This window comes from Cobetia sp. ICG0124 (assembly GCF_004006355.1).
Lineage (GTDB): Bacteria > Pseudomonadota > Gammaproteobacteria > Pseudomonadales > Halomonadaceae > Cobetia > Cobetia marina.
Genome location: NZ_CP024893.1, coordinates 2,860,231 through 2,871,638, shown reverse-complemented (window position 1 = coordinate 2,871,638; position 11,408 = coordinate 2,860,231). Strand labels below are relative to the sequence as shown.

The window sequence follows — 11,408 nt, the reverse complement described above, 5'->3', positions numbered from 1 at the left end:
CCGCCGGCGGGTCATGCGGGTCGATTCAGAATCGACGGACGGCGGACGTGTCGGAATCAGAAATCATAGGTCAGTGTCGCGGTCACGCTGCGCTCGGCACCGTAGTAGCAGAAGCTGGTGCTGTAGCAGGACGCGATGTATTCCTTGTCGAACAGGTTGCTGACGTTGAGTTGCACGCTGGTGCCGCTCCAGCCGACCTGGCTCAGGTCGTAGCCGACCAGGGCATCGACGAGTGCGTAGTTCGGGACCTTCTCGGTGTTCTCGGAATCCGCCCACATGTCGGCGTAGTAACGCACGCCAAGGCCGGCATTCAGGCCGGTCAGAGGGCCCTCGTTGAAGGCGTAGTCACCCCAGACGCTGACCTGGTGCTTCGGCACCTGGTTGGCATCGTTGCCTTCGGTGCCATCTTCCGCCTTGGCATAGGTCACGTCGGTGTAGCTGTAACCGGCCTGCAGCGCGAAGTCGCGGGTCAGCTGGGTGCGGGCTTCCAGCTCCAGGCCCTGGGACTCGATCTCGCCGTAGGACGTGTAGTAGCTGTCTTCCGGGTCCTTGGAGGCGACGTTTTCCTGATTGATGCGGAACAGCGAGACGCTGTACTGATCACGCGTGCCGTTGGGCTGGTACTTCATGCCGACTTCCACCTGCTTGCCGGTGGTCGGGTCGAGCAGGTCGCCATCCTCGTCGGTGTAGGAGTTCGGCGAGAAGGACGTGGAGTAGCTGACGTAGGGCGAGATGCCGTTGTCGAAGCCGTAGATCAGGCCGATACGGCCGCTCATCTCGTTGTCGTTCAGCTCACTGCTGGTGTTGTAGTCGCGATCGGTATTCTTGATGTTGACCCAGTCCTGACGCAGGCCGGCGGCCAGGTTCCAGCGGCCCCAGCTGAGCTGATCCTGCAAGTAGACACCGGTCTGATCCAGTTCACGCTTCTGGTTCTCGGTGGCATAGATGGAGACATCGGCATCGCTGCTGCTGGTGACGTCCAGCGAGCTGGCGGTCCCGTATTCCCAGTCCACGTCGTTGGTGCGGGTCTGATAATCGGCACCGAACAGCAGGGTGTGATCGATGTCGCCGGTGGAGAAGCGGGTCTCCAGCTGGTTGTCGACCGTCCAGGCACGCAGGCTTTCCTCGCCACCGGAGTAGTAGCGGGTCAGCTCGGTATCCGAGGCCCAGCCATAGGCGTAGACCTGCTCGAGATCCACGTCGGAACGCAGGTAGCGGAATTTCTGGCGCGCGGTGACATCGTCATTGAAGCGATGCTCGAAGTCATAGCCGAGCATGCGTTCGGTGCGATCGAATTCCTCGTAGTCCTCGTCGCCTTCGTAGAAGTCGTTGCCGAGCTTGATGCCGTCGTGACTCACCACCGTGCCCTCGTAGGGGAGGCCTGAGTGGTAGCCGCCTTCCGGGTCCTTCTGGAAGTAGCCCATCAGGGTGACGGTGGTGTCGTCGGTGACATCCATGGTGACCTGTGGCGAGAAGGCATAACGTTCTTCGCTGACGGAATCGACCTGGGTGTCTTCGGCGCTGGCAAGGCCGGTCAGGCGATAGGCGATGCGCTTCTCGTCGTCCAGCGGGCCGGTGAGATCGAAGGCCGCGCTGCGCTCGTTGTCGTCACCGACGGTGAAACGCACCTGGCCGGAGTCCTGGAACTCGGGGCGCTTGGACTGCATCGCGACCAGACCACCCGGCGAGGAGCGGCCGTAGAGGACGGAGGACGGCCCCTTGACGACTTCGATGCTGTCGAGGAAGTAGGGGTCGATGGTCATCGAGCTGTAGGAGCCCGAGTCACCCATCAGCTTCAGACCATCCAGGAAGGTGTTGCTGACACTGCCATCGGAGAAGCCGCGCAGGACCAGATAGTCATAGCGGTTGGAAGCACCGATCTGATTGGTGAACACGCCCGGCGTGTAGTCCGCGGCACGCTGCACCGTCTCGGCGGCGCGCTTGTCGATGTCATCACGGGTGATGGTGGAGACAGCCTGGGGAGTTTCCAGGTAACCGGTCTGCGTCTTGGTAGCCGCCGTGGTGGTGACCGTCATGGTATCCAGCTGCTCGTCCTGAGCATCCCGATGGTCGGCCGCCACGGCCTGCCCGGTGAAGGGTAGGCTCAGGGCAATCGCCAGTGCCAGCGGGTGCCGTGGCAGTGAAAGCAATGGGGATTGATGCGGGTGTCGCGTGGCGGAGTCTTTCATGAGTGACGATGTTCCATCCTGAATGATGTTTTTGCGAATGCTTCTTGTTTGTCGTTCTCTCCTGAGGGAAGACGTACAGGGTTGGTATTTCTGAACCATGAATGAGAATTATTTTTGTTATGCGGGGGATCAGCGGTCCTGCATCTCGCCCTGCAGCGTGATGGGGATATCGCCGACCAGATTGCCATAGCCCAGCAGGCCAAGCAGGGTACTGCCGACCTGGTTCTTGGCGACTTCCGCGCTGTCCAGCGCCATGGGCTCGGCGTTGGCGAAGCTCAGGCGGTCGGCACTCTCGCGGGTCACGTTCAGGGGCAGGGTATCGCGGTGAGTGCGGTTGCCATCGGTGGCCGTGAAGGGCACCTGCATGCGTGTCGTCCTGCCTGTCTCCAGCGCTGCCAGAGCCACGGGGTCCAGATTCAGTATCAGGGTGGCGAGACGCATCTGGCTGACGCCTGACAGCCACGGCGGCAGCTCGCCGACCTTGTCCAGCAGGTCGGTCTGACCGACGCTGAGCGGAATGCTCATCTTGCCGTCATCACCGACGGTGCCGCTCAACCCACGCAGGTGGTGGACGTGCTCGACATTGCCCTGCGCCTTCTGTTCGGTCAGCGTGGCGGTGGCGCCACTGGCATCCGGGATCAGCTGCCAGGCTGCCTGGCTGGGCACGCTGATGCCGATACCACTCATGGCAACGGCCAGGGCGAGGGCCTTGATAGGGGCGCGAAGGCGCTATGTTGTTGAGTTTTCGGGCTTTCCTGACGCTTTGGCTTTCGCTATCATAGCGGCGCTGTCCGGGCCCATAGCTCAGTTGGTTAGAGCACTCGACTCATAATCGATTGGTCGCAGGTTCAAGTCCTGCTGGGCCCACCATATCACTGAGTCTCGTCTGTCATCTCATCCTGGGCGTCATTGGCGGCACCGCTGATCGCGTTGCCTGCCGAGGTCAGGGCATTGGCTGTTGCCTGACGAGTGTCCTGCCAGGCGCTGGCAGCGGTGTCCTTGGTCTCATCCCAGGCAGCGGCCGCGCTCTTGCGAGTGTCCTGCCACCAGTCGGTGGTGTACTGCGGCTGTTCCTTGAGCTGAGCCTCATCCATGTTCACATGAATGCGATATTCGAGATTGTCGATGTCGTCACCCTGACGGGTTTCCAGCGTGAACTTGCCGGTCTCGACCACGTACTGCTGATCATCAAGGCCCAGCACTTCATCACTCTCGACCACCAGCGCGGCGACCTGCATGTTGTCGTCGAGCAGCACATCTTCCACTTCACCCACGACTTGCTGGTCGTCGTTCTGCAGATAGACGTCAGCATCCATCAGTTCATCAGCGGAGTAGAGTCCCTGCGGATTGGCCATGGCCAGGCCGGAGGTGGTCAGCAGAGTGGTCGCGGTGATCGCACCCAGAATCTGTTTGCGGTTCATCTTGCTCATGCCGTACTCCTTGCGTGTCGATTCAGAGTTTTCATCAAGGATCCAGCGGAGGGCATCGAGATGAACGCAGTGCGCAAGGTTCCCATGGAGTGTTCACGTTGTGGCAGCAATCGCGTCAATCTGGGAGAAAGCCCGGCAGATGACGATATCGTGAGCTGCGCCGAGTGCGACGAATTTCTCGGGGTGTGGTTCATGCTGCGCGACCGGCTTGAAGCCAGCGCTCGCAAGCGTGCCACCATCGACCCTGCCTTGATGGCCAACCAGGTGATCAAGCAGCTTGATGCACAGGCTTGACTCCCGATTCAGGTCCTGTTCTGCCTGAGAGTGTTTTCCCGGCCATTGGCCGGGATTTTTTTGCCAGAGACTGCACAGGAGGCTGTTACATGTCCGATCTATCCGAGGAACTGCGTATCCCCAAGCCGTGCCCCGACTGTGGTAGCAAGCGGATGCGCGTCTCTCAGGTGCACAATCCGGAAGACAAGGTCTTCTGCGCCTCGTGCGGCACTTACGTCTGCCTGTATGCGGATGTGGCCAGGATGCGCGAGGAGGGGGCGTCCAGTGAAGCCGAAGAGCTGCTGGAGCAGGCCGCCAACAAGGGTATCAAGAAGTAACGACATCACCGGGGCGCGAATCAGCTTTCGTCAGAGCCCGTCGGCGTCGATGCCTTGGCGATGGCGCCGGTGTTGTCGGCGGCTTCCAGCTTGGCCAGCATGTTCTGTGACTCACGCTTGAAGGCGGCCAGCGCCTTGCCGGACAGAGACTTGTTGTTCGGCAGCTGGACGCGCATGGCATCGACCTGACGATTGTTGACCATCACCTCATAGTGAAGGTGCGGGCCGGTGGAGCGGCCGGTATTGCCGGACAGGGCGATCTTCTCACCCATCTTCACGCGCTCGCCTTTCTTGACCAGAGGTCTGGAGAGGTGCAGGTAGCGGGTCTTGTAGCCATTGTCCATGCGCAGCACGAGGTAGCGGCCCGCCAGCGGGTGGTTGCCGACCAGTTCGACCACGCCATCAGCCGTGGACAGGACCGGTGTACCGACGCGAACGGCAAAGTCGGTGCCCTTGTGCGGGCTGATGCGACCAGTGACCGGATGGCGGCGGCTCAGGTTGAAGGGCGAGCTGATGCGCGCCTTGTGAGCCAGCGGGTAGCGATTGAAGGCCGGGTCGAGCCCCTTGCCGTCCGGAGTGTAGTAGCGGCCATCGGCGGCATTGCGCACCACGGTCAATGACTTGCGGGTACCCTCGTAGCGGGCGGCCAGAATGCGCGAGTCGGTGCTGGTGCCATCGATCATGTCGGACTCGACCAGCACCTGGAACTTGTCGCCCTTGCGGGTATCGCGACGGAAATCGATCTTCTTGCCCAGTACCTGGGTCAGCTGGGTGACATCCGCCACGCCAAGACCGGTGGCCTCCGCCGAGAGCGAGAAGCTGCCGCTGACGGTACCGGCGAATAGACGCTGGGTCGCTTGAGTGGCCTTCTCTATCTTGGCGACGCTGAAGGAATCCTGCTGAGGGTCACGCTTGACCATGAAGCCGCGACGCGCATCCTTCATGATGCGCAGCGCCAGCAGGTTGCCGTCCTCGTCGAGCTTGTAGTCGAGGCTGTCACCGATGCGCCAGTGGGTCAGCACACGCTTGTCCGGCAGCGACTTGATGATGCGGGTGGTCTCGCGATAGCCGAGCCCCAGAGAACGCTCCGCCATCACGGCAAAGGTGTCGCCCGCCTGAACGGTGTAGGTCTGCCATTCCGGGACATAGACTTCCTTGGCTGCCAGTTCGGTCTGCAGCGTCGGGCTCTCGCCCAGCTCGACCGGATCGACGGACAGATCATCGTAGGAGGTCCCGCCGGCCTGCTCATCGGTCGCGGTGGCGATCACCGCCTCGGCCGTCTTCACGGCAGAAGGTGCCAGTGCCACGATCGGGCCGGGCTCAGCTTCACCGGCAGGGTAGTTGGCGTCGGTCAACATCACCGGCATGTCGAAGTCGACATCGATGACCTCACTCGGCGTCAGCGCGGAGAGTGGCACCTCGCCAGGCCGTGGCCAGCGGAGCAGGCGTCTGTTGCGCGTGCGCGATGGCAACCGGTAATGCGTTCGTCACCTCCGAGCTGGCATTGGCCAGGTCGATGGCGAGGTGGCGAGAGGCAGGTGAGATCTCTTGAGAGTCCAGAGTTTCAAGAAGCTTGTGAGCGCCCAGCACGGTGACCATTGTGGCAACAGGTAAAAGAAGATACTTGTGCACGCGTGGGAGCGAATGAAGGATTCGCAGCATAGTTGACCGATGATGTGATGAAGTGAACAGAACAGAAGACGACAGATTCGCATCCGAACCTTAACCAAGCTTTTGCGCATTCGATAGGCTGGACACATGTCCAGTATTAGGAATTCAACCCTGTTTTGATCATCAGGGGTCGTGCTAGCGGTGTCTGTTTTATGAGGACAGTCGAAAATCCCGCCATTTTTGCTTAAGAAACGCTGTTCTCACAGTAATATCTGCTTGCTGTTAAATTTTGTAAGAGAATGTCCGATGTCGTCTCGAGTGACTCTGGCCCAATGGCAGATGCTGGCCGCCGTGGTCGATCATGGCAGTTTTGCCCGAGCCGCCGAGGCCGTGCACAAGAGCCCCTCCACGCTCAATCATGCGGTGCATCGCCTGGAGGCGTTGCTGGGAGTGCCGTTGCTGGAGCCGGTGGGGCGCAACGTGCGCCTGACCGAGGCCGGCGAGATGCTCCTGCGTCGCGCACGCCAGTTGATCGAGAGTGCCAGCGCGCTGGAGGATGTGGCCCAGGCGCTGTCACAAGGCATGGAGAGCGAGATAAGCCTGGCCGTGGACCAGCTGTTTCCCTCGGACCTGCTGGCCCGTGCGTTGGAGGGGTTCTCCGCGGCCTATCCCCAGGTACGGATACAGCTGCACGAAACCACCCTGACGGGTGGCAGTGAGCTCTGGGATGCCGGCCAGGTCGATCTGCTGGTCAGCGCGCTGCCACAGGAAGGGCAGCTTGGTAGCCTGCTGGTGCGGGAAACCTTCGTGGCGGTAGCGGCGCCAAGGCATCCCCTGCATGCGCTGGGACGGCCGCTGGATCTGCGTGACCTCGAACAGCATCGGCAGCTGGTGGTGCGCGACAGCAGTCGCTCGACAGGCATGGATGCCGGCTGGCTGAAGGCAGAAGAGCGCTGGACGGTGAGTCATCTGGCGACGTCCGTCGATCTCGCCGAGCGTGGCCTGGGCTTTGCCTGGCTGCCGCGTTCACGAATCTCGCAGGCGCTGACCCAGGGGGCACTCGTGCCCTTGCCCTTGCTCAACGGCGGCGAGCGTGAGATATGGGCTTACTGGTCGATGGCACCTGGCAGAACCGTGGTTACGATACCGACAGCAATGGCGGGGAATTCAAGCGCGAGAGTGCCAGCCTGCGTGACTGGGTCGTACCCCCCGGTACGGCCGAGCAGGGCCCTGACGGCCAGTCTGCCGTGCCCGCCGAAGTCGGGCGCTACCATCTCTATGTCTCGCTGGCCTGTCCGTGGGCCCACCGTGCGCTGGTGATGCGCTCTCTCAAGGGACTGACGTCGGTCGTGGGCATGTCCTTCACCAGCCCCTACATGCTGGAACATGGCTGGAGCTATCTCGAGGAAGAGGGCTCCAGTGGCGATCCGATCAACGGCGTGCGCTACCACCATCAGCTCTACACCATGACCGACCCGCACTACACCGGCCGTGTCACCGTACCGGCGCTGTGGGATCGCAAGGCGGGGTGCATCGTCAACAACGAATCCGCTGACCTGGTGCGCATCTTCAACGACGCCTTCGATCCGCTGACCGGCAATGACCTGGACTTCTCTCCCGAAGACCTGCGCGGCGAGATCGACGCTCTCAATGCCGAGATCTACGACAAGGTCAACAATGGCGTCTACAAGACCGGTTTTGCCACCCGCCAGCAGGCCTATGAGCGTCACTTCACCGCGCTGTTCGCCTGCCTGGATTCACTGGAACGCCGTCTGGCCGACTCGCGCTATCTGGTCGGTGAGTGGTTGACCGAAGCGGACATCCGCCTCTTCACCACGCTGCTGCGCTTCGATGTCGTCTATCACGGCCACTTCAAGTGCAATCAGCGCCGCATCAGTGACTATCCCAATCTCTCGAATTACCTGCGCGAGCTGTACCAGTGGCCGGGCGTCGCCGAGACCTGCGATCTCGCGCAGATCAAGACCCACTACTACGGCAGTCAGCTGGCGGTGAATCCGACCGGTATCGTGCCCCTCGGCCCGACGCTGGATCTCGAGGCACCGCATGATCGTGAGCGCCTGACAGGGCAGGGCATTCGCTCGGCCTCACGGCCTGGTTCGTCTGGCCTTGGCCAGCCAGCGGTCCAGCGCATTGCCGAAGTCGCGCTGCTCGCGCTGCCCATAGGCGGAGGGGCCGCCGGTGTGTTCGCCGCTGGAACGCATGCTCTCCATGAAATCGCGCATCTGAACCTTGGCGCGGATGTTGTTGGCATCCAGTGTCTCGCCGCGGCTCGTCATCACCAGCGCGCCTTTCTCGATCGCCTCCAGCGCCAGCGGCAGGTCGGACGTGATCACCATGTCGCCGGGCCGGGCGCGCTCGACGATCAACTGGTCCGCCGCATCGGCACCGGCAGGGACGGACAGTGCCTTGACATGCACCGAGCGTGGCAGCGGCACCTGATGATTGGCCACGAACCAGGTGGGGGTCGCGGTCCGCTCCGCGGCGCGGACCAGGATGTCGCGCGCCGCGCGCGGGCAGGCGTCAGCATCGACCCACAGCGTGGTGATGGGCTCGGCGGGGCCGGTAGACGCCTGGCCTGCGACCAAGGTCAAAAGAAAGGATGCAGAATGCGCGAGGGACTGCTAGAATGCCAGCTCCTCGCATGTAGTGACCCACCATCCTGAGTAGCCGAAGCCGGTGATTTCGCGCCTCCCGGACCGAGTGGCGTAGCTTGCCCCGAGCCCTCCGTGACCCCTCGATCCTTCGATGTCCGGCCGCCGCGACGCAAGACCCGTCCCAGTCCACAGTGTGCATGATGGAGCGCCCCGAGACTCTCAAGTGGAGAGCCTCTGGTTGCTGTACGGTCGCCGCAGCGTTGTGCCTGATAGCGGAAATGCGTCTGCCATCAGAGCAACCCGGGCCCGTCCATGCCAAGACGTCCAAGCACTCGTACGTTTTTTCTGATGATGCCAGCGCCTCGTGCCTGACGGCATCGCCAGACGGAGCCCTTACGCTTCGTGTCGGTTCAAGCCGACCCATTCTTCAGCTACAAGCTTCACTTGTAGCCATTTAGGTGTGAGATATACATGACCACGACTTCCGTCGTCGATCGCTTCAGCGATCTTGCCCTGCTGCCTGCCGTCCTGACCTCTCTCGAGAAGCTGGGCTACGAAACACCGTCCCCCATCCAGGCCCAGACCATCCCGAGCCTGCTCGATGGCCGTGACATGATCGGTCAGGCCCAGACCGGTACCGGCAAGACTGCGGCCTTCGCTCTGCCGCTGCTGACCCGTCTGGACCTCGACCGCCGCGAGCCGCAGGTTCTCGTGCTGGCTCCGACCCGTGAGCTGGCTCAGCAGGTCGCTGTCAACTTCACTCGTTACGGCCAGTTCATGCGTGGCCTGGAAGTTGCCACCCTGTGTGGTGGTCAGGACTACCGCGAGCAGATGCGCAGCCTGAAGAGCGGCGCCCAGATCGTCGTCGGTACTCCGGGTCGTGTCATCGACCACCTGGATCGCAAGAGCCTGAAGCTCGACGGCCTGTCCGCCCTGGTGCTGGACGAAGCCGACGAGATGCTGCGCATGGGCTTCATCGATGACGTCAAGCGCGTCGTCGCCGATACCCCGAAGGAAGCACAGCGCGTGTTCTTCTCCGCGACGCTTCCGACCGAGATCGAGCGTATCGTCAACCGCTACCTGGTTGACCCGATCAAGGTGGCCATCAAGTCTGAATCCAAGACCGCTTCCACCATCGAGCAGATGATGGTGCGTGTCGAAGGCGGCGCCAAGCTGGAAGCGCTGTCTCGCCTGCTGGAAGTCGAGACCGTCGATGCCGCCATCGTCTTCGTGCGGACTCGTGCCGCCTGTACCACCGTCGTCGAGCAGCTGATGGCTCGCGGTATCTCCGCTGCGGCACTGTCCGGTGATCTGGACCAGTCCCTGCGTGAGCGTACCGTGACGCGTCTGAAGCGTGGCAAGGTCGACGTGCTGGTCGCGACCGACGTCGCCGCTCGTGGTCTGGACGTGGCGCGTATCACCCACGTCTTCAACTACGACCTGCCGGGTGACAGCGAATCCTTCGTCCACCGTACTGGCCGTACCGGTCGTGCCGGTCGTGAAGGTCGCGCCATCACCTTCGTCAGCGGTCGCGAGATGCGCAAGGTTCGCTGGATGGAGCAGGCTCTGGGCCAGCGCATCACCGAACGCCAGCTGCCGAGCGAAGAAGAGATCCGTGCTCACCGTGACGCGGCCTTCCGTGCTCGCGTCGTCGAAGCCCTGGGCAGCAGCTCCAATGGCCACCGCGCCCTGGTGCAGAGCCTGATCGAGGAAGGTCATGATCCGGTCGAGCTGGCCGCGGTCTTCGTCAAGATGGCTCGCGCCGAAGAGACGCCGATCCAGTCCCTGCCGAAGCCGGGTGCGCGTCGCAACGAGCGTCCTGAGCGGAGCGGAGCGTCCGGAGCGTGGTGAGCGTCGCAGCTCTGCGCCGGTCGCACGTGAAGGCATGAAGCTCTACCGTGTGGCCGTCGGCCATCGTGACGGCGTCAAGCCGGGTCAGCTGGTTGGCGCTCTCGCCAACGAAGGTGGCATCGAAGGTTCGCGCATCGGTCGCATCGACATCCGCAACACGCACAGTGTCGTGGAACTGCCGAGCGGTCTGCCGACCAGCATCGTGTCCAAGATGGCGCGTGCTCGCGTCGCTGGCCGTCCGCTGGAATTGGCAGAAGACGGTGCGGGCGCTCGTCCGCAGCGCCGTGAAGGTGGCAACGACGACCGTCGTCGCGCCTGATCAGGCCTGAGTCTGGCCGGCGCTGAACACAGTGCTGGCCACGGCTGCTGAAAAGACCGGTACCTCTCACGAGGTGCCGGTTTTTTTGTGCCTGGACGAAAGGCGCCACAGGGGCTGGTATCCTGTTCTGGCATAGCGGTGGAGCGTCCACCGTCCATCATTTCCCGAGGATGCCCACATGATCTCTTCACTCGATGCCCTGCGCCGTGGCCTGAAGGCCGCGCCCGCCCGCCAGCTGATGCTGTGCGCTCTGCTGGCGACACCCTGGTTGTCGCTCAGCGCGGCCCATGCCGAGTCCGGCATGCCCGCCAGCAGCGCCACGCCGGAGATTCGCGTCCCGCTGGTCTCGCTGGAGGCCCTGCGGCTGTCGCCGGTGGTCACGCCGCAGGGCGAGGTGCTGGGTCGGGTCGAGGATGTGCTCAGTGATACGCGTGGCCAGATCCATCGTCTGTTGGTCCGCCCGCAAGGCGGTGACAAGGCGGCCAGCATCGACTTCGCGCGCTTCACTCGTGAAGCCGTCAGTGATCCGCTCGCCGCCGCGGCCCCCGGCGACATCCGCTACCGCCTGGTGCTCGACATGACGCCGGAGCAGCTGGCGGCACGCGCGGATCAACCGCTTTCCAATCGGCTCTCGCGTCAGCTGGAACGCAGCATGGGGGAGGTCGGCAACGGGCTGGACAGCTTCCGCAACCAGGCGGCGGAGGTGCTGCGTTCACTGGGCAAGCAACTTGAAGGTGAGGGCGATCGATAGCATCTGAGAGGGAGAGACCCGCAACCGCCGT

General features: G+C 62.8%; 9 protein-coding genes, 1 tRNA gene and 2 pseudogenes. 7 read left to right on the top strand and 5 right to left on the bottom strand.

Translation table 11 applies throughout. The features are described 5' to 3' along the window. Positions 1–56: 56 nt before the first annotated feature. Together CU110_RS13350 and CU110_RS13345 are read right to left on the bottom strand one after the other, a co-directional pair. On the bottom strand, positions 57–2,189 hold the full coding sequence (locus CU110_RS13350) for a TonB-dependent siderophore receptor (RefSeq protein ID WP_084209335.1): 2,133 nt from the start codon (positions 2,187–2,189) through the stop codon (positions 57–59). A 129-nt stretch (positions 2,190–2,318) separates the two neighbouring features. Further along, positions 2,319–2,876, bottom strand: coding sequence for a hypothetical protein (locus tag CU110_RS13345; protein ID WP_127736305.1), 558 nt, complete (start codon positions 2,874–2,876; stop codon positions 2,319–2,321). Between the two features lie 106 nt (positions 2,877–2,982). Between CU110_RS13345 and CU110_RS13340 the strand changes: the two genes are divergently transcribed. Next, positions 2,983–3,059, top strand: a tRNA-Ile gene (locus CU110_RS13340). 2 nt (positions 3,060–3,061) lie between these two features. On the opposite strand, the gene CU110_RS13335 is transcribed toward CU110_RS13340, so the two are convergent. Next, a complete protein-coding gene (locus tag CU110_RS13335) occupies positions 3,062–3,619 on the bottom strand; it encodes a PRC-barrel domain-containing protein (RefSeq protein WP_084209333.1) in 558 nt (185 codons plus the stop codon). 60 nt (positions 3,620–3,679) lie between these two features. Here CU110_RS13335 and CU110_RS13330 point away from each other — a divergent pair, with 60 nt between their 5' ends. Further along, positions 3,680–3,913, top strand: coding sequence for a hypothetical protein (locus CU110_RS13330; RefSeq protein ID WP_065392415.1), 234 nt, complete (start codon positions 3,680–3,682; stop codon positions 3,911–3,913). An 89-nt stretch (positions 3,914–4,002) separates the two neighbouring features. Then, on the top strand, positions 4,003–4,230 hold the full coding sequence (locus CU110_RS13325; RefSeq protein ID WP_077379159.1) for a hypothetical protein: 228 nt from the start codon (positions 4,003–4,005) through the stop codon (positions 4,228–4,230). Positions 4,231–4,250: 20 nt separating this feature from the next. On the opposite strand, the gene CU110_RS13320 is transcribed toward CU110_RS13325, so the two are convergent. After that, on the bottom strand, positions 4,251–5,648 hold the full coding sequence (locus tag CU110_RS13320) for a peptidoglycan DD-metalloendopeptidase family protein (RefSeq protein WP_346427142.1): 1,398 nt from the start codon (positions 5,646–5,648) through the stop codon (positions 4,251–4,253). Positions 5,649–6,147: 499 nt separating this feature from the next. Between CU110_RS13320 and CU110_RS13315 the strand changes: the two genes are divergently transcribed. Both CU110_RS13315 and CU110_RS17300 read left to right on the top strand, forming a co-directional pair. Next, the gene (locus CU110_RS13315; RefSeq protein ID WP_240665394.1) at positions 6,148–7,161 is read left to right on the top strand and encodes a LysR family transcriptional regulator; all 1,014 of its coding nucleotides are present in this window, start codon (positions 6,148–6,150) and stop codon (positions 7,159–7,161) included. Beyond that, positions 7,161–7,784 (top strand): annotated as a pseudogene (locus CU110_RS17300) (glutathione S-transferase C-terminal domain-containing protein); the annotation flags it as partial. The gene CU110_RS13315 and the pseudogene CU110_RS17300, both read left to right, overlap by 1 nt. A gap of 162 nt (positions 7,785–7,946) precedes the next feature. Here CU110_RS17300 and CU110_RS13305 read toward each other — a convergent pair. Continuing rightward, a complete protein-coding gene (locus tag CU110_RS13305) occupies positions 7,947–8,447 on the bottom strand; it encodes a YaiI/YqxD family protein (RefSeq protein ID WP_346427195.1) in 501 nt (166 codons plus the stop codon). Positions 8,448–8,927: 480 nt separating this feature from the next. On the opposite strand from CU110_RS13305, the pseudogene CU110_RS13300 reads away from it, so the two are divergent. Both CU110_RS13300 and CU110_RS13295 read left to right on the top strand, forming a co-directional pair. After that, a pseudogene (locus CU110_RS13300) lies at positions 8,928–10,626 on the top strand (DEAD/DEAH box helicase). 178 nt (positions 10,627–10,804) lie between these two features. Next, the gene (locus CU110_RS13295) at positions 10,805–11,377 is read left to right on the top strand and encodes a PRC-barrel domain-containing protein (RefSeq protein WP_084209328.1); all 573 of its coding nucleotides are present in this window, start codon (positions 10,805–10,807) and stop codon (positions 11,375–11,377) included. Positions 11,378–11,408: the final 31 nt, after the last annotated feature.

Coding starts and splice junctions, on each gene's coding strand:
- CU110_RS13350 (WP_084209335.1), bottom strand. CDS start 2,189: ATGAAAGACTCCGCCACGCGACACCCGCATCAATCCCCATTGCTTTCA.
- CU110_RS13345 (WP_127736305.1), bottom strand. CDS start 2,876: ATGAGTGGTATCGGCATCAGCGTGCCCAGCCAGGCAGCCTGGCAGCTG.
- CU110_RS13335 (WP_084209333.1), bottom strand. CDS start 3,619: ATGAGCAAGATGAACCGCAAACAGATTCTGGGTGCGATCACCGCGACC.
- CU110_RS13330 (WP_065392415.1), top strand. CDS start 3,680: ATGAACGCAGTGCGCAAGGTTCCCATGGAGTGTTCACGTTGTGGCAGC.
- CU110_RS13325 (WP_077379159.1), top strand. CDS start 4,003: ATGTCCGATCTATCCGAGGAACTGCGTATCCCCAAGCCGTGCCCCGAC.
- CU110_RS13315 (WP_240665394.1), top strand. CDS start 6,148: ATGTCGTCTCGAGTGACTCTGGCCCAATGGCAGATGCTGGCCGCCGTG.
- CU110_RS13295 (WP_084209328.1), top strand. CDS start 10,805: ATGATCTCTTCACTCGATGCCCTGCGCCGTGGCCTGAAGGCCGCGCCC.